Here is a 23848-nt window from a genome sequence, read left to right on the forward strand (position 1 = left end):
CCCACCCGCCCGGCCGACCCCACTCGTCACACTCGCATGCGCGCCGGTGACCAACCGCAGTCCCCATCACGCGCCGACCACCAATTGAGACCAATCTCTACTCTGAGTAGTCTTCATTTTCACTGTTTGCAGTGATGGTCTCCCCCTTGACTACTCTGGGGAGTTACTCTCGGTCGTTCGTACGGTGTCACTTTTATCCCCCCAAGGGGTGAAGCCGTGGGCGGCAACGTGAGCACGGAACAGCGGGTGCTGGACGTCGTGCTGTCGTTCGCCGAAGACGACACCCTCCCCGATCTCCTGCGCCACGTGGTCGAGTCGGCATGTGAGCTGGTCGGAGCCCCGTACGGTGCGCTGGCTGTGATCAACGGTCACAAGGAGCTGCTCGAGTTCACGCAGCACGACGGCCAGACGCACATCACGGCCGGTGACCCGCGCTCGATCGGCGTAGCGGACTTCCTCAGCGCGCCCGTCAAGGTCCACGGCGAGACCTTCGGCAATCTCTTCCTGGCGGGCAAGGACCAGTTCACCGACCAGGACCGGGACACCCTCACCGCACTGGCGACAGCCGCGGGATCGGCAGTTGGGCACTTGGACCGCTATGAGCAGACGCGCAAGCGTGAGGCTTGGCTGCGCGCCGCCGCCGAGGTGACCACCAACCTCCTGACGGGCACGAACGGCAGAGACGCGCTCTACCTGGTCGCGAAAACGGCACGCAGGACCGCCGACGCCGACTTCAGCGCAGTGGTGCTCCCCGACCACAACGGTGATCTGGTCATCGAGGTCGCCGATGGCGGCACCTTCGACGCCGAGGGCATGCGCGTGCCGAAGGAAGGCTCGGTGAGCTACCGCGTCTACGAGTCCGGCCAGGCCGAGTGCCACGCCGAGGGCACCGTGCCGACGGTGCCGGGTCCGTGTGCGGTCGTGCCACTGGCGGTGGGCGAACGCACGATCGGTGTGCTGATCCTCGCGAGACCGAAGGACGGACCCAGCTTCGAGGACCCCGAGCTGATCGAGGCCTTCGCCGCCCAGGCCGCGCTGGTGCTGGAGTTCACCAGGGCACAGGGCGACACCGAACGGCTGGCGGTGCTCGAGGATCGGGATCGCATCGCGCGGGACCTGCACGACCTGGTCATCCAGCGGCTGTTCGGGCTCGGGCTCGGGTTGCAGGGACTGACCGGGATGACCGCCCGGCCTCAGCTCTCCGAACGGATCAGCGGGTTCGTGGAGGAGGTCGACCACACGATCCGCGAGATCCGCCGAACCATCTTCTCCCTGCAGGAACCGCCGTCCGGGGGCACGAGCCTGCGCGGGCAGATCCTCAACGCGGTGCACGAGTCCGCGCGGTTGCTGGGGTTCGAGCCCGACGTGTCGTTGGAAGGGCCGCTGGACTCGGTGGTGCCGGACCAGCTCAGGCCCGATCTGCTGGCCACGCTCCGGGAGGCGCTCACGAACGTGGTGCGTCACGCGCGAGCGAAGCACGTCGCTGTCGCCGTGAGCGTGAACCGCACGATGACCCGGCTGGAGCTCACGGTCAAGGACGACGGCAGAGGCTTGCCGTTGGCTGACGATTTCCGCGGCGTGCCCCATCACGCGGGCGGGCTCGCGAACATGGCGGCGCGTGCGCGGCGTCACCACGGCGACTGCGCGGTGGACTCGATCCCCGGTGCGGGTGTGGGCATCACCTGGTTCGCCCCGCTGGTGCTGCAGGAGGCGAGATGGCGATAGCGGTGCTGGTGGTGGACGACCACGAGATCGTGCGGCGCGGGCTGGTGCAGTTGCTGGCGCAGGCCGACGACATCAACGTCGTGGGACAGGCGGACAGTGCGGCCGCCGCGGTGGCCCAGGCGCCGCGGCTCAGACCCGACGTGGCGATCATCGACGTCCGGCTGCCCGACGGCGACGGGGTCACCGTGTGCCGGGAGATCCGCAGTTCGGTGCAGCCGCCGCCGGCCTGCCTGATGCTCACGTCCTATTCGGACGATGAGGCGTTGTTCGGCGCGATCATGGCCGGCGCGTCCGGGTACATGCTGAAAGAGGTTTCCGGCAACGATCTCGTCGCCGCCGTCCGCACGCTCGCCTCGGGTGGATCACTGCTGCACGCCGGGGTCACGGCGACCGTGTTGCAACGGCTCCGCGGCGGACCCGAGGAAGATCCGCGCTATGCCGCGTTGAGCCCGCAGGAACGCCGCATCCTCGACCTCATCGCCGAGGGCATGACGAACCGGCAGATCGCGAACCGGCTGTTCCTCGCCGAGAAGACCGTGAAGAACTACGTGTCGTCGTTGCTGCACAAGCTCGGCTTCGACCGCCGTACCGAGGCGGGCGTCTACGCGGCCCGGCGCAGACGCACCCACCCCGGCACGTTCTAGCTACCTTCCGGCTAAGCGATCTTCGGAACCGGTGCCGCGCTCAGCACCGGAACTTCCTTCTCCGCCAGCCGTTCCGTCTTCGCCCACGCGTTGCGGCCCGCGAAGTGCCGGTAGAGCGCGCGCAACGTGGAGATCGAGCCCAGGATCAGGAACAGCGGATAGGCCAGGCCGACCGCGAGGCAGCGCAACAACGGCTCGTCACCGTGCTTGAGCCGGTGCACCACACCCCAGATCAGGCCGGGCAGCACCAGTGCCACGAACCAGATCCCCAACGCCAGCAGGGTGTTCGCGGTGCCGGCGGTGACCCCGCCGAAGTCGTGGCCGCTGAGCTGCGCGTAGAAGTTGAAGCCCACCAACGCGGTGATGAGCAACGTCATCGGCGCGACCAGCCACGGCGTCAGCAGGTACTGCAGGAACTCCATCAGCGCGACGGATCCCACGTGCTTGGCCCTGACCAGCTTCGGCACGTACCCGAGGCACTGCAGGTTGCCCTGACCCCATCGGGTTCGCTGGCGCAGCAACCGTTGCACGTCGGTCAGCCCTTGCTGGGTGATCGTCGCGTGCGTGGCGTACCGGATGCGCTGGCCGGTCAGGTGGACGCGGAGGCCCAGCTCCAGGTCCTCGACCAGACAGGCGGACCAGGGTGCGTCGCCGAGACCGATCAACGCCGACAGCCGCACGAACTGGCCGTTGCCGCCCAGCCCGACCGTGCCGACGACGTCGCGCAACGACTGCGAGGCGTCCACGACACAGCTGAACTCCAGGTCCTGCAGGAACGCCAGCAGGTTGGTCCGGTTGTGAATGCGGACACGGCACTGCACGGCGCCGACAGCGCGTTGTGCGAAGTACGCCGTGATCTCGGACAGCATGCCGGGCTCGCCGCGGCCGTCGCCGTCGATCACACCGACGATCGTGCGGTGCACGGTGCCGGCCTCCTCGGCGATGCCGCGGATGTACCGGAACGCGTGGTTCAGCGCCTCACCCTTGCCCTTTCGGGCTTCCGGCGGGTTGCGTCTCAGCACGTGCAGCCGATGGTCGTCGATCTCCGCCAGCACGTGCGGAGTGCGGTCGTCAGAGCCGTCGTCCACGACGACGACTTGAACGGGTGTGCGCGCGCCGTCCAACGCGAGCGCGGAACGCACTGTGTTGGCCACAACGCGTTCCTCGTTCAACGCCGGAATGATGATCCAGTACTGCAACGGATGCCGTGACGGAACTTCTGGTCCACCCGGTTTCGGGCGCCACCAGACGAACAGTGCGAGCACCAGGTTGTAACTGGGCCAAAACACGAGCAGGACGAACATGAACGTCGCGAATTGTGTCGTGTCACTCATGACACAAACCTGTCTACAAAAGCGGTTGTGCTGGCAACAACAGCCAACCGGATGTGAAGTTGAGGCATTGCTGCTCCTGGTAACGATGCGCTGGGCCGGTGCGAAATACCAGACAGCAAGGCCGGGAGCTGGTGTTCGAGGCGAGACTAGAGGCTGGTGAAGCGGAGCGTCAACCGGCCATATCGGGGACGAATGCACCTTCGTTACACGAAGTTCGTCAAGCTAATCACCGATATGGCGGTACCTGCTCGACGCGGGTACCAATTGATTGTGAGCGACCATCTAGTCGCTACATGTGATGGCGCACGTTCGCCGCGCGTGCCTGAAGAGTCCAAAGAGGTAAAAGATGGGACTAAGTGCCCTGGTGCCCGGCCCTCGGCAGTTCGACCGGGGCCAGGTTCCCGAAGTTTTCCTCGTCGCGGGAACGCGCCCGGAGGCGGTGAAGATGGCGCCGGTCGCCGCCGCGATGTTCGCGGGCGGGCGCATCCGGCCCGTGCTGGTGAACTCCGGGCAGCACCCGGAAATGGTCGAGCAGGCCCTGGAGTCGTTCGGCTTCGCGGCCGACGTCAGACTCAAGCTGAACCGCGTCACGGGCGGCCAGGCGGAGCTGACCAGCCAGCTGATCGAGGAGCTCGACCGGCTGTTCACCGAACGGTCGCCGGCCGCCGTGCTCGTCCAGGGCGACACGACGACGACGCTGGCAGGCGCGCTCGCCGCGTTCTGGCAGCAGATCCCCGTCGTGCACCTGGAGGCAGGCCTGCGCTCGCACGACCTGACCTCGCCGTTCCCCGAGGAGGGGAACCGCAAGATGGTCGGCCAGCTCGCCTCGCTGCACCTCGCGCCGACCGCCGACTCCGCCGCGCACCTCGCCGCGGAGTCGTTGCGGGGCAACAACGTGCTGACCATCGGCAACACCGTGGTGGACGCCGTGCTCGACGTGGCCGCCCGCCGTGCCCCGTACGGCGACTCCCGGCTGCAGGAGATCGAGAACCGGGTCCACAGCGGGCAGTCGCGCCTCGTGCTGGTCACCACGCACCGCCGCGAGTCGTGGGGCGAGCCGCTCGACCGCGTGCTGCGGGCGGTGGCCGACATCGTCGAGGCTCGGCCCGACGTCGAGATCGTGCTGCCGGCGCACCCGAATCCGGCCGTGCGGCAGCAGGTGATGGACGTGCTGGGTGGAGTCAGCCGCGTGACGATCACCGATCCGTTGCCGTACGCGCAGATGGCCCGGCTGCTCGCGCAGTGCACGCTGGTGCTGTCCGACTCGGGCGGCATCCAGGAGGAGGCGCCGTCGTTCGGCGTCCCGGCTCTGGTGCTGCGGGACGTGACCGAGCGGATGGAGGCCGTCACCGCGGGCTGCGCCGTGCTCGTCGGCACCGACCGCGAGCGGATCACGTCGCTCACCGTCCAGCTGCTCGACAACCCCGCCGCACGCGAGGTCATGACCGCCGAAGGCAATCCGTTCGGCGACGGCCTCGCGTCCGTGCGCACCGAACAGGCGTTGGCCTGGCTGCTGGGCCTTCAGCAGCAACGACCCGTTGAGTTTGCTCCGTACGCCGGCAGCGCGACTGTGCGCGTGTCGGGAGAGGTGGATGTGGCATGAAGGCCAGACTTTTCAAGTTGGCCGTCGGGGTAGCCCTCGCGGTCGCCATGGTTCCCGCGCCCGCTCAGGCGGCGCCGCTCTCCCTCGTCGAGAACGTCGGTGAGCTCGTCGACAGCGTGCTGCCCGCACCGCCCGCGCCGCCCACGAAGCCTTCGACCACGAGCACCCGGATCGCCCAGCGCACGACGCAGCCCGGCGTGATCTCGACGGTGCTCGGCACCCTCGGCCTGTCCGCGACGGCCCAGGCCGCCGCGACCGGCACGAACGGCGGCGGTGCGCCCGGCGCGAAGTCGACGCAGAAGACGTTGGTCCTCTACGACAACACCGGCCCGTGGGCGTGGCTCGGTGAGGCGTACGCGGTGCAGGCCGGCAACCTCGTCTCGCACGGCAGCCCGTACGTCATGCACCCGGTCGGGGCCTACACCGCCGGGGAGATCTCCGGTTACACCGGCGTGATCTACATCGGCTCGACCTACGACGAGCCGATCCCGGTGGCGTTCCTCGACGACGTGCTGGCGACCACCAAGCCGGTGTTGTGGATGGCGAGCAACATCTGGCAGCTCACCGCCCGTGCGCCGAGCTTCCAGACGACCTACGGCTGGAACTGGGTGCAATACGACTTCGGTGCCGCGACCACGGTCCGGTACGAGAACACCGACCTGGGCCGCAACGCCCTCGCGACCCCGTCCGGCCTGATGATCACCTCGATCACCAACCCGGCGATCGCGTCGGCACCGGCGATCGCGAACGGTTCCGCGGCCGGCCCGATCAACTGGGCCACCAAGGCCAAGAACCTGACCTACATCGGCGAGATCCCGTTCAGCTACGTCGACCACGGCGACCGCTACCTGGCCGCCGCGGACCTGATCTCACGCGTGTCGAACCCGACCATGGCCGACCGCAAACGGGCCTTGGTGCGCATCGAGGACGTCGGCCCCGACGCCGACCCGAACGAGCTGCGCGCGGTCGCCGACTACCTGTACGCGCAGAAGATCCCGTTCAGCATCGCGGTCTACCCGCGCTTCGAGAACCCGCTGGGCGCCGACAACAACGGCGTGCCCGAGGCGGCGAACCTGGCGCAGCGGCCACAGGTCGTGAACGCACTGCGGTACATGACCCAGCGCGGCGGCACGATCCTGATGCACGGCTACACGCACCAGTTCGGCAAGGCGATCAACCCGTACGACGGCCGAAGTGGCAACGACTTCGAGTTCTACATGGCCCACGTCAACGAGAACGACAGCGTGATCTACGACGGCCCGGTCCCCGGTGACTCGGCGTCGTGGATGCAGGGCAGGATCAACTCGGCGTCGACGGCGCTCGCGCTGGCGGGCTTCCCCCGTCCGACCATCTTCGAGCCGCCGCACTACGCCGCGTCGGCCGTGGACTACCAGGTCATCCAGCAGAACTTCGGCAAGCGCTACGACCGCGGCCTGTACTTCGGCGGGTACTGCCCCGGCGGCGCGTGCGGCACCGGTGCGCCGCAGTACGACAAGATCTACGGCCAGTACTTCCCGTACCTGGTCCGCGACGTCTACGGCTCCGTCGTGGCGCCGGAAGCGGTGGGCAACGTCGAGCCCGAACCGTTCAACAACCACCCCGCCCGCCTGCCGGCCGACCTGGTCAAGACGGCGAACCAGCTCAAGGTGGTCGATGATGGTGTCGCGAGCTTCTTCTACCACCCGTACCTCGGTACCGGGTACCTGCGAGACACCGTCAACGGGCTGAGGAGCGCGGGCTACACGTTCGCGTCCGTCGGCACGGTGATGGCCGGGTAACAGGAGGTTTGGTGCGCTGGTTGTGGGTGGTGCTGGTCCTGGCCGGATGTTCCGCCGGTCAGGTCGGCCCACCCACACCCGGTGGCACGGACGAAGGCTGGCAGGTCACCGTCTACTACACGGCGGTCGAGTCGTTCCACAGCGGATCGTCGGTGCCCGTGCGAGGGTGCCTGGTCATCGACTGCGAGAACGGCAAGGACCTGCTCGGCACGTTTCCGCAGTCGTTCGCGAAGGCGGTGAAGGACGAAGGTACCGGGCGGACTGCTTCCGGGCGGTACCTCAACTGGTCGCACGACAAGGGCTACTGGCTCGACTCGGAGCCGCGTGACGCGTTCGGGAAGCCGTTGAAGCCGTTCGTGTCCGCGGCTGCCGACGGGCTGAAGACCGGCTCACGGATCAAGCTCGTCTCGTGTGGACAGACGCCTGAGGGTGCGAACGTCGACTTCGCTGTCTGCCAGAAGCTCGCGGCCTCGTCGTGGGAGATCACCGACGAGTTCACGCCGGGGCTGGGCGGGGACCGGCACATCGACCTCTATCTGGGCGAGGAGACCGGCCCCCGGTTCACCGAGAGTCCCTGGTACACCACCTTGTCCGAGGCGGTGCTGGAGGTTCACCAGCCGAGCTGAACCGCCAGCTGCCGCGCCTTGGTGAGCGGGTTGCCCGTGCCCTCGCCGGGCGCCGGCAGCGGCACCCCGGGACAGCTCAGGTCCTTCGCCGGCACCACGCCGTCGACGAGATAGCTCTCCACGACACCGCTGACGCAGTCGTTGCTGAACCCGTAGATGCCGTGGTCACCCTCGTCCTGCACGGTGAGCAGGCGCGAGTTCGCGAACTTCCGGTGCGCCCGTTGCGCGCCTTCGAGAGGCGTCGCGGGGTCACGCACGGACTGCACCATCAACGACGACGCGACGCCGATACCGTTGGGGCGCTTGAGGTTCACGTCAGGACGGTCCCACCACGCGCACGGGCCGGTGATCTGGTAGCCGCCGACGAGCGAGTACTGCTTGACGCTCTTGGCGCCCTCACGCTCCAGAGTCCTGCGGTCGCCGCGGAACGGGGTGTCGTTGCACAGGATCGACATCTGCGTGCCCATCACCGAGTCCGGGTACTGCTTGGGCGGCTGAGCCTTGGCCGCGGTAGCAGGCTGGATGCCGGCGATGTACCCGAAGAGGACGGTCGTGGCCTCGAACGAGTCCTTGTCGTACAGGCCGGTGAAGATCAGTGCGTCCAGCAGGACCGGGGTCACGACGGTGCCGTCAGGCAGCGTGACGGGTTGCTGGGCCAGCTGGGCGCGCGTCGCTTCGTACTTCTGGCGCACCTCCTCCGCGGTCTTGCCGAGGTGGAACACGTTGTCGTACTTCGCCACCCACGGCAGGTAGTCGACGCGGAACCGACGTTCGGCGCCGGCCGGGAGGTTGTCGAGGACCTTCTGCCACGACTCGGTGAACTCGGTGTTGGAGTCGAGCACGATCTTGTCGAGGGTCTTGGGGAAGTACGTGGCGTAGTAGGCGCCCAGCCAGCTGCCACCGGAGTAGCCGAGCCAGCTGATCTTCTTGCGGCCCATGACCTGGCGGAGCAGGTCCAGGTCGCGCACGGTCTGCTCGGTGGTGATGTAGCGGCCCAGTTCGCCGGACTTGGTCTGGCAGAACCTGGCCTGCAGCTCCATGCCGCCGTAGATCAGGTCGAGGTTGGCCTTGCTCCGGTCACGCCAGTCGGTCGCGAGCCGGTGCTGGTAGTTGCCGCAGGTGACGTTGTCGCTGCCACCCGTGCCGCGGACGTCGATGCCGACGATCTCGGCGTTCTCGCTGAGTTTCGGCCTGTTCAGATAGACCAGAGGCAACGTGCGTCCGGCGCCGCCCGGTCCGCCCGGGTTGGTGAAGACCGTGGTCTTCGCGTTGCCGCTCAACGGAACCGTGCGGCTGACCGCGATCGTGATGGTCTTGCCGTTGCGAGGGTTGTGCCAGTCCATCGGTGCGGTGATCTCACCGCACTGCAGCCGTTCGAAACCCGGCTCGTCGGTGCACTGCCGCCACTGGATTTCCTGGTCGGCGAGGCCGCTCTGCGCTTGTACCGGTGGCGCGAGCAGCAGGGATGTCGCTGTCGCGACAGCCAGTGCTGCCGCGGTTCTCGTGCGGTACATCGGTTTTCCCCTCATTTCCAGCCGAGCTGAACCGCGAGCTTCCGCGCCTGCTCCAGCGGACCGGCCTGCTGCGTGCCAGGTTCGGGCAGCGGCACTCCGGGGCAGGAGAGGTCCTTGGCCGGCGTCACGCGGTCGACGAGGTAGCGCTCGACGACGTCGTTGACGCAGCCGTTGTCGAACCCGTAGATGCCGTGGTCGCCCTCGTTCTCGACGGTCAGCATCCTCGAGCCGGCGAACCCGGCGTGTGCCTTGCGGGCACCCTCGATCGGCGTCGGCGCGTCCCGTTCGGACTGCACCATCAGCGTCGGCGTGACGCCGATGCCGTTGGGGTGCTTGAGGTTCACGTTCGGCCGGTCCCAGTACGCGCAGGGGCCCATGATCTGGTAGTAGCCCAGCAGCGGCCACTTGGCGCCGTCCTGGGCCGCGTCACGCTCCAGGAACTTGCGGCCACCGCGGAACGGCGTGTCGTTGCAGACGATGGAGTGCAGCGTGGCGTTCGCCGCGTCCGGGTAGCTCGCCTGCGCCTTCATCTGCGCGGGCACCGCACCGGCCAGTTCCGCCAGCTTCCGCGCGGCGCCGTCGAACGCGTACTTGCTGTACTGGCCCTGGACGAGCACGAGGTCCAGCGTGACCGCGCTGTAGACGCCTTCCGGCAGGGTGACGGGCTGTTCCGCGAGCTTCTTGCGCGTGCGCTCGTAGCTTTGCCGCACCTCTTCACCGGTCTTGCCGAGGTGGTAGACGTCGTCGTGCTGGGCGACCCACGGTGCGAAGTCGACGCGAAATCGCCGCTCGAAACCCCTGCCGAAGTCGCCGAACACCGTCTGCCACGGGCCGGTGAACTCGGTGTTCGAGTCCAGCACGACCTTGTCGAGCGTCTTGGGGAAGTAGGTCGCGTAGTAGGCACCCATCCAGCTGCCGCCGGAGTACCCGAGCCAGTCGACCTTCTTGCGCCCGAGCACCTGGCGCAGCAGATCCAGGTCCTTCACCGTCTGGTCGGTGGTGATGTAGCGGCCGAGCTCGCCGGACTTGGTCTGGCAGAACTTGGCCTGCAGCTCCATGCCGCTGTAGATCAGGTCCAGGTTGGCCTTGCTGCGGTCGCGCGGGTCGGTCGAGCCGAGCGTGTCGAACATGCCGCAGGTGACGTTGCTGCTGGCACCCGTTCCGCGCACGTCGATGCCGTAGATCTCGGCGTTCTCGCTCAGCTTCGGCCTGCTCAGGTAGACCATCGGCAACGTGCGTCCTTCGCCGCCGGGACCGCCGGGGTTGGTGAAGACCGCGGTCTTCGCCTTGCCGTTCAACGGAACCGTGCGACTCACGGCGATCGTGATGGTCTTGCCGTTGCGGGGGTTGTTCCAGTCCATCGGCGCGGTGAAGCTGCCGCACTGCAACCGTTCGGCGCCGGGCGGGAAACCGGGCGGGACCGGGTCGAAGCACTTCTGCCACGTGATTTCCTGATTGGCCAGGCTGTTCTGGGCCTGTGCCTGTGGAGCGATCAGCAAAGACGTTGCGGTGACGACTGTGAGCGCCGCCGCGATTCTCTTGCGGTGCATCGGTTCCCCCTCTTCTACCAACCGAGCTGGGTGGCGAGCTGCCGTGCCTTCGTGAGCGGGTTCTGCGCGGCCTCACCGGGCGCGGGCAGCGGAACCCCGGGGCACTTCAGGTCCTTCGCGGGCGTGACGCCGTCGACGAGGTAGCGCTCGACGATGTCGTTGACGCACTTGTTGCCGAACCCGTAGATGCCGTGGTCGCCCTCGTCCTCAACGGTGAGCAGCACCGAGTTCTTGAAGTTCTTGTGCGCCGCCTGGGCGCCTTCGAGCGGCGTCGCCGGGTCGCGCACCGACTGCACCATCAACGTCGGCGCGACACCGACACCGTTGGGGTGCTTCAGGTTCACGTTCGGCCGGTCCCAGAACGCGCAGGGGCCCATGATCTGGGTGTAGCCGACGAGCGGCCACTTCGCGCCGTTGACGGCGGCCTCGCGCTCCAGGAACTTCCTGTTGCCGTGGTACGGGGTGTCGTTGCAGATGATCGAGTACGCCGTGCCGTTCTGCGCGTCCGGGTAGCTGGCCTGGGCCGTCAGCTGCGGCTGGGCCGTGCCCGCGAGCTCGGCCATGGTCTGCGCCGCACCGGCGAAGGCGTCCTTGCTGTACATCGCGCCCCGCAGCAGGAAGTCGAGCGTCACCGCGTAGTAGGTGCCCTCCGGTCGCGTGACGGGCTGCTCGCCGAGCTTCGCGCGCGTGCGTTCGTACGACTGGCGAACCTCCTCGCCGGTCTTGCCGAGGTGGTAGACGCTGTCGTACTTCGCCACCCACGGCAGGAAGTCGACGCGGAACCGGCGCTCGAAGCCCATGCCCCAGTCGTCGAAGATCGGCTGCCACGGCCCGGTGAAGTCGACGTTGGAGTCGAGCACGATCTTGTCGAGCGTCTTCGGGAAGTAGGTGGCGTAGTAGGCGCCCATCCAGCTGCCGCCGGAGTACCCGAGCCAGCTGACCTTCTTCTTGCCGAGCACCTGGCGCAGCAGGTCCAGGTCCTTCACGGTCTGGTCGGTGGTGACGTACCTGCCGAACTCGCCGGACTTGGTCTGGCAGAACTTGGCGTGCAGCTCCATCGTGCCGTAGATCAGGTCGAGGTTGGCCTTGCTGCGGTCACGCGGATCGGCGGTGCTGTCGGCGTTGGAGTTCCCGCAGGTGACGTTGCTGCTCGCGCCGGTGCCGCGCACGTCGATGCCGATGATCTCGGCGTTCTCGCTGAGCTTCGGCCGGTCCAGGTAGACGAGCGGCAACGTGCGACCGGGCCCGCCCGGCCCGCCGGGGTTGGTGAAGACGGTGCTCTTCGCGGTGCCGTTCAGCGGCGTGAGCCTGCTGACCGCGATGGTGATGGTCTTGCCGTTGTTCTGGTTGTTCCAGTCCATCGGCGCGGTGAAGCTGCCGCACTCCAGCCGTTCCGAACCCGGCGGGAAGCTGGGCGGTGGCGTGTCGAAGCACTTCTGCCACTGGATCTGCTGGGTGGGTGCTGCCTGGGCCTGTGGTGCGATGAGCAGCGACGTTGCGGTGACGACGGCGAGTGCCGTCGCGACTTTCCTGCGATGCATTGGTTGATCCCCCTTCAGCGTGTGTCCAGCTCATCGCTTTTGGTGATCCTGAACATCGGCTGAAGGGTGATGACTCGTACAACTCTGGTCTTAGCCCAACGCGGCCAAGCGGCCATGACATGCGTCATCAGGGGGCCGAACGGCCGAAGGGCCGTCCCCTGGATGGGAACGGCCCTTCGGCGTCAGTCGTGGATCAGCAAGATTCCTTGTAGAAGTACTTCGAGTTGGCCGCCGCGTCGTCCTTCGTGATCGCGACCAGGTCCGTCTCGATGTTGCGCTTGTTCTCCTTGCCGTCGATCGCGGCCAGCGCCTGCTCGACACCCTGCTTGCCGATCGTGCCGGGGTCCTGCGCGATCAGCGCCTGGACCGAGCCGGCCTGCAGGTCCTTCACCTGCTTCGGCGAGGCGTCGAAGCCGACCAGGTTCACCGCACCGGTCTTGCCGGCGTTGCGCAGACCGGTCGCGGCACCCTCACCGGTGTTCAGGTTCGTCGCGAACACGCCGATCAGGTCCGGGTTCGCGGCCAGGGTCGCGGTCACCTTCGAGGCCGCGGTGGCGGGCTCGTTGTCGGTGTACTGCTGGCCGATGTACTTGAGGTTCGGGAAGGCCTTGATGGCGTCCTCGAACCCCTTGGCGCGGGCGTCCGTCGTGGAGGTGCCGGCCTTGGTGTTCAGGACCAGCACCGAGCCGGACTTGCCGGCCGCGAGCTTGTTGAGCGTCTCGGCGGCGAGCTTGCCGCCCTGCTCGTTGTTGGACGAGATGGAGGAGACGCCGATCGAGGTGTCCTGGAGCTTGGTGTCGACCTCGACGACCTTGATGCCCGCGTCCTTGAGCTGCTTCATCGGACCGGCCATGGCCTTGTCGTCGGTCGGCGCGATCAGGACCGCGGCCGGCTTGGAGGCCAGGACGCCCGTGACGATCGGGGTCTGCTGGGCCGCGTCGAACTTGGCCGGAGCCTGCGTGTCGAACTCGTAGCCCGCCGCCTTGGCCGCGTCCTGGAAGCCGCACTGCATCGAGATGTAGAACGGTTCCGCCGAGATGCCGGGGATCAGCACCAGCTTCTTGTTCGCGGCGGAGTTGCCCGAATTCGAGTCACCGATCTGCCCGCCTCCGCCACACGCGGTGAGCAGGAAAGCGGCGGTGATTGCCACTGCGGAGCGGATCTTCATTGGTCCAGCACCTTCCCTAACGTTGGTTGCGCGCCCGCCGCCGTGTCTGGTCCAGCCACACGGCAGCCACCAGCACGATCGCCACGGCGATCGGCTGCCAGAACTCCTTGACCCCGATGATCACGAGGCCCTTCTCCAACACGGCCGGGATGAACACGCCGAAGACCGTGCCCAGCACCGAACCCATGCCGCCGAAGATGCTCGTCCCACCCAGGACGACGGCGGCGATCGCGTTCAGGTTGTCCGTCTCGTGGCCGGTGACGACCGCGACCCGGAAGAACGCGTTGCCCATGAAGCCCGCGAGACCCGCGAGAGTGCCCGCGAGCAGGTACACCTTCGTCAGGTGGCCGCGCACCGAGATGCCGACGCGCCGGGCCGCCTCCTCGTTGGAACCGACCGCGTAGGTGTAGCGGCCGAAGCGCGTGGTGGACAGCAGCAACGCGCCGAGGGCGGTGACGATCACGGCCACGATCACGATGTTCGGGATGCCGAACCACGTGCCGGAACCGAAGGTGGTGTTCAGCTTGTCCGGAATGCCGGACACGTTGGAACCGTTGTTCAGCAACAGGGCCGCGCCCTGCGCCGCGCCGAACGAACCCAGGGTCACGATCAGCGGCGGGATCTTCGCGCGGGAGATCAGCAAACCGTTGAGCAGTCCCCACACCGCTCCGCTGACCACCGCGACCAGCAGGCCGAACGCGATCACGCCCCAGCCCGCGTTCGTCGCGTCGCCGCCGGACACCGAGTTCATCGCCATCGCGGACGAGACGCTCGCGAACACCAGCACCGAACCGACGGACAGATCGATGCCGGACGTGATGATCACGAACGTCATGCCGACCGAGAGCACCAGCAGCACAGCGGTTTCCGCGAGCAGGAACTGCAGCGTCGTCACCTGGAAGATCGCGTCCGGGCGGATCGCGCCGAACACGGCGACCAGCACCAGCAGCACCAGGCCGATCCACAGCGTGTTCGCACCGGTCAAACGCTTCAGCAGCGGGGTGCGCCGCTCGTCCGACAAAGAGTTAGACAACGTTGTCTTCTCATCGGTCGTCATTACGCCGCGTCCTCCTGGGTCAGCGCGCCGGTCATCGCGCCGACGAGCTCTTCCACGCTGGTGTCCGCGGCCTTGAAACGGGCCACGCGACGGCCGAGGCGCAGCACCTCGACGCGGTCGGACACCGACAGCACCTCGGGCATGTTGTGCGAGATCAGCACCACCGCGATGCCCTCGTCGCGCACCCGTTTGATCACTTCCAGCACGCGTTCCCGTTGCACCACACCGAGTGCGGCGGTCGGTTCGTCCATGAACACGAGCTTCGACGCCCACGCCACCGACCGCGCGACCGCGACGGACTGGCGCTGACCACCGGACAGCGCCGCGATCGGCACGTCGATGCTCTGCAGCGTCGCGCCGAACCGGCTGAAGTGCTCGGCGGCCTGCTGGCGCATCGCCTTCTTGTCGAGCACGCCGAGCCAGCCGAGCGGGCCGGACCTGAGGATCTCCCTGCCCAGGAACATGTTCGCGGCCGGGTCGAGGTCCGGCGCGACCGCGAGGTCCTGGAAGACGGTCTCGATGCCCCGGTCGCGGGCGTCGTTGGGAGAGCTCAGGACGAGGGGCTTGCCGTCGAACAGCAGGGTTCCGCTGGTCGGCTGCTCCACCCCGGACAGGCACTTCACCAGGGTGGACTTGCCCGCGCCGTTGTCGCCGATGAGCGACACGACCTCGCCGGGATAGGCGCTGAACGCGGCACCGCGGAGAGCTTCCACGGTGCCGTAGTTCTTCGTGAGATCACGAGCCTCCAGCAACGGCTGGCTCATGGCGTTACACCCTCCACTGTGGACAGTACGGGCGGTCGGCAGCGGATCGCCACCAGGTCACCGGTCAGCCCGATCTCGCCGGCCGCGTGCGGCACGACGACGGTGCTGCCCTTGTGCACCTCCAGCTCACCGAGCTGGCCGGCACCCTCCAGCACCACCAGCACGGCGAACGACGGCTCCAGTGCGAAGGAGCCCTCCACGTGCAGGCGGTCGGCCTGGAAGAACGGGTCCGCGTCGTGGCCGAGCAGATCGACCGACGGCGCCCACTTCTCGGACGTCTGGCGCACCAGCTTGTCCAGCTGACCGGCCCAGCCCTGCCGGTCGACGCAGTCGAGCGCGACGTCGTAGCCGAGGCCGAGGTGGCCGATGTCGCCGTTGGCCAGGAAGCCCTGCCACTCCAGCGTCACCGAGAAGTCGGTCGGCTGCTGCAGTTCGACGATGAACACGCCCTCGCCGATCGCGTGCGGGACACCGGCGGGCACGAAAACCGTGTCACCGGCCCGGACGCAGACCGGGTTCAGCGCGTCCAGCATCGCCGCGGTGTTCTGCGTGGCGACCCAGTCGGCGACCGTCTCCGCCGGCACGTCGTCGCGGAATCCGATGTAGACGGTGGGGTCCGAGCCGGTCGTGCCGACGACGATCCACGCCTCCGTCTTGCCGTGACGGCAGTTCAGGTGCGAGGCCGCGAAGGCGTTCGACGGGTGGCAGTGCACGGGCAGGCGCTGGCCCGCGTCGAGCAGCTTCACCAGCAACGCCGTGTCCGCGCCGAACTTCGCCGCGTGCTCGGGCCCGAGCCACCCGGTCGGGTCCGCCGCCACCGCGTCGCGCAGCAGCACACCGTTCGGCAACGTTGTCAACCCGGCATCACTGCGTCCGTACAGCGTTGTCGTCGACGCAACCCAGTCCTCCGGGCCGAAGTCGCCGCTGGTGCCACCGCGCAGTGCGGCGATCGCCTCACCACCGCGGTAGAACTGCTTCGGCTGGTTGGCGGGCAAGTTGACAGGCTGGTGGAGAACACCAGAACTCACGCGTGGACCTCCCCGGATCCTCGTGGCACCAAACGCACCGGCAGCACGACGCGGCGCGGTGGCGAGTTGTCGCCGTCCAAGCGGGCGAACAACAAATCGGTGGCCGCCTTGCCGAGCGCGCTCGCGTCGTGCGCGATCACGGTCACCGGCGGCGACAACAGGTCGGCGAGCTCGAAGTCGTCGAAGCCCACCAGAGCGGGACGTTCGGCGGAACCGGCGAGCGCGCGCAGGATGTGCACGGTGATGCGGTTGTTGCCGGCCACCACGGCCGTTGCGGGCTCGCGCATGCTTTGCAGCCGTTGCAACGTGGTGGCCACGCTGCTCTCGTCGTGCGGCCCCATCGCCACGAGTTCCTCGTGGTAGCCGATGCCCGCACGCACACAGCCCTCGCGGTAGCCGCGCAAGCGCTCGTTGGCGGTGAAGATGTCCGGCGCGTCCCCGAGGAACGCGATGCGGCGGTGCCCATGTGCAGCCAGATGGGTGACCGCCTCCACGGTGCCGCCGATGTTGTCCACCAGCACGGTGTCCGCCACGACGTCGCCCGCCGGCCGGTCCAGGAACACCACGGGCGTGCCCGCGCGCATCTCCGGCACCAGGTAACTGTGCTGCAACCCGGCGGGCACGATCAGCAGCCCGTCGACCCGGCGGCTGCAGAACTCCAGCGCCAGCTCGCGTTCCCGCCCGGGATCCTCGTCCGACGACCCCGAGATCACCTGTCTGCCGCGCAACCGGGCGATTTCCTCGACAGCGCGGGTCACGCCGGAGTAGAACGGGTTGCCGACGTCCTCCAGCACCAGCCCGATCGTGCCGGTGGACGAGCCTCGGCGCAGGTTGCGGGCACTCAGGTTCCGCCGGAATCCGAGCTGGTCGATGGCTGCCAACACGCGTTCGGCGGTGGACGGGTGCACGCCCGGTTCGTCGTTGACCACGCGCGAGACGGTCTTGATGCTCACGCCCGCCAGCCGCGCGACGTCGTTCATCGTCGCGCGCCGCACCTTGCGCTGACCGGCTACCGGTCCGATGGGGGACAACGTTGTCATAGTGGGCGTATCTCACCTCGCCTTTACGCCCTTGTCAACCGTTCCGGAACCGGTCAAGGGGCTCTTCATTTCCGCACTTGCTGTCCTGAACGAGACAGGTGGCCCGACTGGTCTTGACCACGACCGTGTGCGCTCCGCAAGGATCGGTGACAGACAGCGTTGTCAGTGTTTGACGGCCTCGCCTTCGGCACGGCGGCGATTTCGTCGAGAAGTCGGTCGTCCGGCCGACTCCTTCTCGGCGAATTGGGCTTCGCCGAATCCGCCGAGAAGGGGTGACCGGACGACCGACACGAAATCGCTGAGCGAGGGGAGCTGAACCATGCGTGACCTGCCACGCCGAAGTGTTCTGAGCCTTCTCGGTGCCGCCGGGCTCGTCGGACTGCCCGGTGTCGCTGCTGCCCAACCGTCTCCATCCGCGCCGCCACCATCGGCCGACGGCGGCGCGGTTCCTTCCATCGGCGCCACGGCCCTGGCGCCGCCTCCCGGTGGCTGGCGTGCCGTCGCCGAGGACGTGCGCAACGAGGTCCGCTGGGCCTGGCGGTCCTATGTGGACCGGGCGTTCGGCCACGACCAGATCAAACCGGTGTCGGGCGGCTTCGAGGAGTTCTTCGTCCCCGGCCACCCGATGGGCCTCACCGTCGTCGAAGCCCTGGACACGTTGTGGCTCATGGAACTCGACGCCGAGTTCGCCGAGGGCGTCCGCTGGGTCAAGGCGAACCTGAACTTCGACGTGAACGCCTCCTTCCAGGTGTTCGAGACCAACATCCGCATGCTCGGCGGCCTGCTCTCCGCCTACCACGTCAGCGGCGACCCGGCCCTGTTGTCCCTGGCGCGGGACCTGGGCGACCGCCTGCTGGTCGCCTTCACCAAGTCGCCGACCGGAATTCCTTACCGCTACGTCAATCTGCGCACGGGAGCCGTCTCCTCGCCGGAGACGAACCTCGCCGAAACCGGCACGTACATCACGGAGTTCGGGTCGCTCTCGAAGTGGACCGGCGACCGCAAGTACTACAACGCGGCCAAGAAGGCCCTCAAGGTCACCTTCGACCGTCGCACGTCCTACGACCTGCTGCCGTGGGACGTGCACGCCGAAACCGGCGCCTGGCGCAACCGCATCGCCACGATCGGCCCGCCCGCCGACTCCTACTACGAGTACCTCTGGGACGGCTGGCACCTGTTCGGCGACCGCGACCTCAAGCAGTGGTGGGACGTCCTGCTCCGCGCGATCTTGCGGCACCAGACAGACGTCGTCGGCGGACGGTTGTGGTTCTCGCAGGTGGACGCCTTCACCGGCCGCCGCGACTCACGAACCCAAAGCGAGCTGGCGGCGTTCTTCGGCGGCCTGTTCGCCGAGAGCGGTGACATCGCACGCGGCCGCTCCTACCACGACTCCTGGACGGCCGTTCAGGACCGCTACGGCGTGCTGCCCGAGGGCATCAACTACACGTCGCTGCGGCCGACCTCGGTCGGCAACCAGCTCCGGCCGGAGTACGCCGACGGTGCGTTCTTCCTGTGGCTGGCCACGCGTGACGAGGTGTACCGCCAACGCGCGTACCGGCACTACCAGGAGATGAAGCGGACCTCGAAGACCAACTACGGGTACACGATCCTGACGGACGTCACCACCGGGGCGAAGGGCGACTTCTGCCCGGGGTACTGGTGGTCCGAGCAGCTCAAGTACTACTGGCTGATCTTCGGTGACGCGCGCCGGTTCGACTACACCAGCCACTACCTGTCGACCGAGGGGAACATCTTCCTCGGCGCCAAGAGGTAGGGGCCGCACGCTCCGGGTCTGAGCGCCGATCACTTGGCGGCGGCGGCGCTCAGACCCGGTCCACGTGGTGAGAGGTCCTGTTGGTGGTAGGTAGCGGCGGTCTGACCATGAGTTGGTGGTACTTGCAGACGCCTCAACTCGCAGCCGGTGGGGACCACCCGACTGGACCACCGGGCCACCCGCGCGGGACCCGGATTCCCAACTAGGGTGGAACCCGTGGACGCACTGGATCCCATTGAGTCGGTCAACACGTTCATCGGCACAAAGGACGAGGGCAACACGTTCCCCGGCGCGTCCATGCCGTTCGGCAAGGCCCACTCGAGCCCTATCGGCTCCCACTACGCGGGCTATCGCTACGACGACCAGCAGATCGGCGGCTTCGGCCACTTCTTCCTGTCCGGCGCCGGCTGCTGGGAACAGGGCGGCCTGGTCCCGATCCTCCCGGTCACCCAGCTCCCCACGAGCTTCGACCACAAGCGCTACGCCACCGGGTACTCGCACGACGGCGAGATCGGCAAACCCGGCTACTACAAGGTCAAGCTGGACCGGGACATCACCGTCGAGTGCACCGCGACCACCCGAGCCGGAGTCGAGCGGTACACCTGGTCCGCGGGCGCAAGCGGCACGCTTCTCGTCAACGTCGGCCAGGCCAACGACAAGGAGCCGGTGAGTGCGAGCTCCATCAAGGTCGTCGACGACCGCACGATCACCGGAACCGTGGAAACACAGGCGTTCTGCGGCGGACGGCCCTACCTCACGTACTTCACGACCAGGTTCGACCGCCCGTTCCAGGAGTTCGGCACCTGGACCCCGACCGGACCTAAGCCCGGCCAACGGGATTCCGCGGGCGGCGGCGGGCTGAGGGGTGCCTGGGTGACGTTCACCCCGGGCCCGGTCACCGCGTGCACCGCACTGTCCCAAGTGGACGAACAGGGCGCGACGAACAACCTGACCGCCGAGACCGCGGGCAAGTCGTTCGACGACATCCGCAACGAGGCCCAGGACGCCTGGCGCCGGGATCTCGGCTGCATCGAGATCGAGACGGACGACTGGGACGAGCGCGCGGTCTTCTACACCGCGCTCTACCACGTGTTGCTACAACCGTTGACCGGCAGCGACGTCGACGGCCGGTATCGCGGGTTCGACAACCAGGTCCACCAGGCCGAGGGCTGGACGTACTACGAGTACTACTCGCTCTGGGACACCTACCGCGCCCACAACCAGCTGCTGGCGTTGATCCGCACCCAGCGCAGCAAGGACATCGCCAGGAGCGTCCTCGCCATCCACGAACAGGGTGGCTGGCTGCCGCGCTGGGCGTATGCGAACCAGGAGACGAACTGCATGACCGGCGACCCGGTGACGCCGTTCCTGGTCGACCTGTGGCGGTTCGGCCACCTCAAAGGCTTCGAGGAGCAGGCTTACCGGGCGCTGCTGCAGAACGCGGACGGCATCCCGCCGGAGAGTTCCCGGTTCCAGGGGCGGTCCGGCAACCCGAACTACCTGAAGAACGGATTCGTCCAGTACGACATGCGCTTCCCGAAGAAGGGGCAGGACACCGACCCGCACCACGGCGCGTCCGCGACCCTCGAGTACGCGCTGGCCGATGCCACGCTGGCGATCATGGCGGAAGCGCTCGGGCACAAAGGGGACGCCGAGCGACTGCGCAAGCGCGGCCTCAACCACCGCAACCTCTGGGACCACAGTGTCACCGACCGCGGCTTCACCGGGTTCCCGCGGCCGAAGCTGGGCAACGGCGCGTGGCTGAGCCCCTTCACGCCGCAGGGGCCGGAGGGGTTCCACGAAGGCACCGCTTGGCAGTACCAGTGGCTCGCCCAGCACGACGTGCCCGGCCTGATCACGGCGCTCGGTGGCAAGGCGGCGGCCGAGGCGCGGCTCGACGACTTCTTCGCCTACGCGGATCTGTTGCAAGATCCCGCGAGGACGGTTCGCGAGAAGTGGGTTGTGGGGCCGTACGACTACTACAACCAGTTCAGGTACAACCCGAACAACGAGCCGGACCTGCACGCGCCGTGGATGTACGCGCTGATCGGCAAGCCGGAGAAGACGTCGGTGGTCGTCAGGGCCGCGCAGACGTTGTTCGTCAACGGGCCCGCGGGCGTCACGGGCAACGACGACCTCGGCACGATGTCGGCCTGGTACGTGTTCAGCGCGCTCGGGATGTACCCCGCGGTGCCGGGAACTGGCGAGTTCGTGTCACACGCTCCCAGGTACACCAAGGCCGTGGTCCACCTGGAGAACGGCAAGGACATCGTGATCAAGGCCGAGGCCGCGGACACCACGAAGACGCAGGTGGTGGAGCGGATTCGGAGTGGCTGGCGGAACAAGGCGAAGGATCGGATCGAGCTCGCGGAGCTCCAGTCGGGGACCACGCTCGAGGTCGACCTTCACACACTTTCCAATTGAGACGCCAAAACGGTCGTACGCTCGTGCGATGGGCACCTGCGCGGGCTGCGGCACGGAATTCGCGCCCCTGCCGTCGCGGGCGCGGTATTGCTCGAACGCGTGCCGTCAGCGTGCCTATCGTCAGCGTTCCGCCGGTACGTCCACTGTGGTCGCCGAGGTGCCTCTTTACGACGACGCGTTCGTGGGCAGGGACCGCGAGCTGGCGGAGCTGCTTTCGTTGCTGCGCAAGCACAGGATGCTCACGCTCGTCGGTGCGGCCGGGGTCGGGAAGACGCGGCTCGCGGTGGAGGTTTCCAGGCGTGCCAGGAGAACCGAGGTCCGCACGGTCGAACTGGGCAAGCTGAGCAGATCCGACCAGGTGGTCCAGGCGTTCGCGGAAGCCGTTGGGGTGTACCAGCACGCGGGTGTCGCGCTCAGGACCACGTTGCTGCACGAACTCGCGAACCGCAGGATCTTGCTGCTCGTCGACAACTGTGAGCACCTCGTCGAGGAGTGCTGCGATGTCGTGGACGCGCTCTTGTCGCGCTGTCCGAACGTGCAGGTCCTGGCCACGAGCCGGGAAGCCCTGAGAGCGGTCGGCGAGGCCGTCTACCCGCTGCATGGCATGGACGAGGACGCGGTCCGGCTCTTCACCGAACGCGCTGGAGCGACCGGCGACCAGGACGCGATCGCGGCGGTCTGCGCGCGGCTCGACGGTGTGCCGCTCGCGGTGGAACTGGCCGCGAAGCTCTCCAGATCGGTACCGCTGCACGAACTCGCGAACCGCCTGGACCATCGGCTCGACCTGCTCAGCGACGCCGACGAGCAGGCGCGGCACCAGAGCCTGCGCGCGGCCATCGCGTGGAGCCACGACCTGCTGACCACGCAGGAGAAGGAGTTGTTCCGCCGGCTCGCGCTGCTGCCGGGCGGGTTCGGGCTGGAGATCGCCCAGGTCGTGCACGGCAGCCCGGTGATCGGCCTGATCAGCGCGTTGCAGGCGAAGTCGTTGGTGGTGCGGGAGAACGACGGCCGCTTCCGGATGCTCGAATCGGTCCGGCTCTATGCGGAGGAACGGCTGCGCGAGCAGGGCGAGTACGACGTCACCGCCGAACGGATCATCGCCTGGCTGTGCGAAAGGGGCGAACCCGGCGTCACGTCGTCGATCCTCGCGCCCGAGCAGCTCAAGGCGCTGCACCAGGAGTACGACAATGCGACGTACGCGTTCGCCCATCTGGTGGCACGCGAGGACGGTCGCCGGTTGATGCTCGCCACGATGCTGCTGAGAGTGTGCTTCGACCGCGGCTACTACGCCGAGGCGGGCGCGGTGCTGATGCAGGTGCTCGACCGGTCGTCCGCCGACGCCCGCTACCTGACCCTCGCCCTGGAATACGCGTCGTTGCTGGCGGGATACGAGCAACGGCACGACGAAGCCGTGAAGTACGCGATGGCCGCCGTCGAGACTGCCGAGACCGGCGGGCAACACCTGGTCATGTGCCGGCTGTACCGCACGTTGGCGAGCGCTTACGAGGGTGCGGGCGACGTGCCGAACACCTTGTGGGCGTTGCGCCAATCGATCGAGCACGGCGTACGCAACGGCAACGAGGTGAGTGTTGCTGTGTCCAGCCAGAACCTCGGCTGGGCGCTGCTGATCCGGGGCGACGTCGACGGTGCCGCCGAGCTGGTCGAAGACGCGTTGCCGGCGTTGAGAACACATGCACGGCCGGATGTCGTGGCAATCGCGGTGCACACGGCGGGCTGCATCGCGTTGGAACGCGGCGATCTGACGACGGCAAGCGCCCGATTCGCGGAAAGCGCGCGAATTGCGGCGAAACTGCCGCGTGCGGTGCTGGAATCGGTCGAGGGTTGCGGGCTGGTCGCGATGTTGTCGGGGCGGCACGAACTCGGCGTGCGACTGCTGGCCGCCTGTCAGCAGATGCGCACCGCGTGGGTTGTTCCGGCGGAACCCTGGTGGCGGGGGAAGATGGACGCCGCGCTGGACGTCGCACGGGAATCCCTGTCCCGCACGGCTTTCGCACGTGCCCTGAACGCCGGCCAGGCGATGGACGTCCGCCACGCACTGGAAACCGCTTTGGACAAGGAGATCGTGCGCGACGGGGTGCTCAGCGACCGGCAGCGCATGGTCGTCGAACTGGTGGCGCAGGGAATGACGAACGCGCAGGTCGCGGCCAAACTCGGAATCTCGCACCGAACTGTGGAATCCCACGTGCACAACGTGAAAGCGGTGTTGAATCTTTCGTCTCGCGCGCAACTCGTGGCTTGGACCCAATCGAACTGAGAC

The 23848-nt window shown here is 67.6% G+C and carries 17 protein-coding genes; 8 read left to right on the forward strand and 9 right to left on the reverse strand.

The features are described 5' to 3' along the window. Positions 1–216: 216 nt before the first annotated feature. Complete coding sequence (locus ACWGE0_RS32280) at positions 217–1725, forward strand: GAF domain-containing sensor histidine kinase (protein WP_452264689.1); 1509 nt, start codon at positions 217–219, stop codon at positions 1723–1725. Continuing rightward, positions 1716–2369 (forward strand): response regulator transcription factor, encoded by a 654-nt coding sequence (locus ACWGE0_RS32285; RefSeq protein WP_319965940.1) that lies wholly within the window; start codon positions 1716–1718, stop codon positions 2367–2369. The genes ACWGE0_RS32280 and ACWGE0_RS32285 overlap by 10 nt, the downstream gene beginning before the upstream one ends. An 11-nt stretch (positions 2370–2380) precedes the next feature. On the opposite strand, the gene ACWGE0_RS32290 is transcribed toward ACWGE0_RS32285, so the two are convergent. Next, the gene (locus ACWGE0_RS32290) at positions 2381–3703 is read right to left on the reverse strand and encodes a glycosyltransferase family 2 protein (protein WP_452264690.1); all 1323 of its coding nucleotides are present in this window, start codon (positions 3701–3703) and stop codon (positions 2381–2383) included. 346 nt (positions 3704–4049) lie between these two features. Between ACWGE0_RS32290 and wecB the strand changes: the two genes are divergently transcribed. From wecB to ACWGE0_RS32305, 3 genes are read left to right on the forward strand one after another with little or no spacing between them, the layout of a single operon-like run. Continuing rightward, a complete protein-coding gene (gene wecB, locus ACWGE0_RS32295; RefSeq protein WP_452264691.1) occupies positions 4050–5306 on the forward strand; it encodes a non-hydrolyzing UDP-N-acetylglucosamine 2-epimerase in 1257 nt (418 codons plus the stop codon). Further along, positions 5303–7084, forward strand: a complete 1782-nt coding sequence (locus tag ACWGE0_RS32300; protein ID WP_452264692.1) for a DUF2334 domain-containing protein — start codon at positions 5303–5305, stop codon at positions 7082–7084. Before wecB ends, ACWGE0_RS32300 begins: the two co-directional genes overlap by 4 nt. Before the next feature lie 11 nt (positions 7085–7095). Further along, positions 7096–7710: a hypothetical protein gene (locus ACWGE0_RS32305; RefSeq protein ID WP_452264693.1), complete on the forward strand. Its 615-nt coding sequence runs from the start codon at positions 7096–7098 to the stop codon at positions 7708–7710. Here the strand turns inward: ACWGE0_RS32305 and ACWGE0_RS32310 are convergent. The 8 genes from ACWGE0_RS32310 to ACWGE0_RS32345 form a co-directional block, all read right to left on the reverse strand. Further along, entirely contained in the window at positions 7695–9224 is a 1530-nt protein-coding gene (locus ACWGE0_RS32310) for an alpha/beta hydrolase (protein WP_452264694.1), read from the reverse strand. The genes ACWGE0_RS32305 and ACWGE0_RS32310 overlap by 16 nt on opposite strands. Before the next feature lie 11 nt (positions 9225–9235). Next, positions 9236–10774 carry an alpha/beta hydrolase gene (locus tag ACWGE0_RS32315; RefSeq protein ID WP_452264695.1) on the reverse strand — a complete coding sequence of 513 codons (1539 nt, stop codon included), beginning with the start codon at positions 10772–10774 and terminating at the stop codon, positions 9236–9238. A 14-nt stretch (positions 10775–10788) separates the two neighbouring features. After that, the gene (locus ACWGE0_RS32320) at positions 10789–12315 is read right to left on the reverse strand and encodes an alpha/beta hydrolase (protein WP_452264696.1); all 1527 of its coding nucleotides are present in this window, start codon (positions 12313–12315) and stop codon (positions 10789–10791) included. 193 nt (positions 12316–12508) lie between these two features. Beyond that, positions 12509–13483 carry an ABC transporter substrate-binding protein gene (locus ACWGE0_RS32325; protein WP_452264697.1) on the reverse strand — a complete coding sequence of 325 codons (975 nt, stop codon included), beginning with the start codon at positions 13481–13483 and terminating at the stop codon, positions 12509–12511. Between the two features lie 16 nt (positions 13484–13499). Further along, positions 13500–14540, reverse strand: coding sequence for an ABC transporter permease (locus ACWGE0_RS32330; protein WP_452264698.1), 1041 nt, complete (start codon positions 14538–14540; stop codon positions 13500–13502). Continuing rightward, a complete protein-coding gene (locus tag ACWGE0_RS32335) occupies positions 14540–15304 on the reverse strand; it encodes an ATP-binding cassette domain-containing protein (RefSeq protein WP_452264699.1) in 765 nt (254 codons plus the stop codon). Before ACWGE0_RS32335 ends, ACWGE0_RS32330 begins: the two co-directional genes overlap by 1 nt. Next, positions 15301–16299, reverse strand: coding sequence for a class I mannose-6-phosphate isomerase (locus tag ACWGE0_RS32340; RefSeq protein WP_452264700.1), 999 nt, complete (start codon positions 16297–16299; stop codon positions 15301–15303). The genes ACWGE0_RS32335 and ACWGE0_RS32340 overlap by 4 nt, the downstream gene beginning before the upstream one ends. A 29-nt stretch (positions 16300–16328) precedes the next feature. Further along, complete coding sequence (locus tag ACWGE0_RS32345) at positions 16329–17312, reverse strand: LacI family DNA-binding transcriptional regulator (protein ID WP_319966085.1); 984 nt, start codon at positions 17310–17312, stop codon at positions 16329–16331. Between the two features lie 379 nt (positions 17313–17691). Here ACWGE0_RS32345 and ACWGE0_RS32350 point away from each other — a divergent pair, with 379 nt between their 5' ends. From ACWGE0_RS32350 to ACWGE0_RS32360, 3 genes are all read left to right on the forward strand, one after another. Continuing rightward, on the forward strand, positions 17692–19146 hold the full coding sequence (locus ACWGE0_RS32350; RefSeq protein ID WP_452264701.1) for a glycoside hydrolase family 47 protein: 1455 nt from the start codon (positions 17692–17694) through the stop codon (positions 19144–19146). A 207-nt stretch (positions 19147–19353) separates the two neighbouring features. After that, positions 19354–21570, forward strand: a complete 2217-nt coding sequence (locus ACWGE0_RS32355) for a GH92 family glycosyl hydrolase (protein WP_452264702.1) — start codon at positions 19354–19356, stop codon at positions 21568–21570. 28 nt (positions 21571–21598) lie between these two features. Next, positions 21599–23845, forward strand: a complete 2247-nt coding sequence (locus ACWGE0_RS32360) for a helix-turn-helix transcriptional regulator (RefSeq protein WP_452264703.1) — start codon at positions 21599–21601, stop codon at positions 23843–23845. The last annotated feature ends 3 nt before the right edge of the window (positions 23846–23848 follow it).

This window comes from Lentzea sp. NPDC054927, assembly GCF_053610285.1.

Excerpts from the sequence above, each read along its gene's own strand:
- ACWGE0_RS32285 (WP_319965940.1), top strand. The coding sequence starts at position 1,716 with ATGGCGATAGCGGTGCTGGTGGTGGACGACCACGAGATCGTGCGGCGC.
- ACWGE0_RS32290 (WP_452264690.1), bottom strand. The coding sequence starts at position 3,703 with ATGAGTGACACGACACAATTCGCGACGTTCATGTTCGTCCTGCTCGTG.
- wecB (WP_452264691.1), top strand. The coding sequence starts at position 4,050 with ATGGGACTAAGTGCCCTGGTGCCCGGCCCTCGGCAGTTCGACCGGGGC.
- ACWGE0_RS32300 (WP_452264692.1), top strand. The coding sequence starts at position 5,303 with ATGAAGGCCAGACTTTTCAAGTTGGCCGTCGGGGTAGCCCTCGCGGTC.
- ACWGE0_RS32310 (WP_452264694.1), bottom strand. The coding sequence starts at position 9,224 with ATGTACCGCACGAGAACCGCGGCAGCACTGGCTGTCGCGACAGCGACA.
- ACWGE0_RS32315 (WP_452264695.1), bottom strand. The coding sequence starts at position 10,774 with ATGCACCGCAAGAGAATCGCGGCGGCGCTCACAGTCGTCACCGCAACG.
- ACWGE0_RS32320 (WP_452264696.1), bottom strand. The coding sequence starts at position 12,315 with ATGCATCGCAGGAAAGTCGCGACGGCACTCGCCGTCGTCACCGCAACG.
- ACWGE0_RS32325 (WP_452264697.1), bottom strand. The coding sequence starts at position 13,483 with ATGAAGATCCGCTCCGCAGTGGCAATCACCGCCGCTTTCCTGCTCACC.
- ACWGE0_RS32330 (WP_452264698.1), bottom strand. The coding sequence starts at position 14,540 with ATGACGACCGATGAGAAGACAACGTTGTCTAACTCTTTGTCGGACGAG.
- ACWGE0_RS32335 (WP_452264699.1), bottom strand. The coding sequence starts at position 15,304 with ATGAGCCAGCCGTTGCTGGAGGCTCGTGATCTCACGAAGAACTACGGC.
- ACWGE0_RS32345 (WP_319966085.1), bottom strand. The coding sequence starts at position 17,312 with ATGAACGACGTCGCGCGGCTGGCGGGCGTGAGCATCAAGACCGTCTCG.
- ACWGE0_RS32350 (WP_452264701.1), top strand. The coding sequence starts at position 17,692 with ATGCGTGACCTGCCACGCCGAAGTGTTCTGAGCCTTCTCGGTGCCGCC.
- ACWGE0_RS32360 (WP_452264703.1), top strand. The coding sequence starts at position 21,599 with ATGGGCACCTGCGCGGGCTGCGGCACGGAATTCGCGCCCCTGCCGTCG.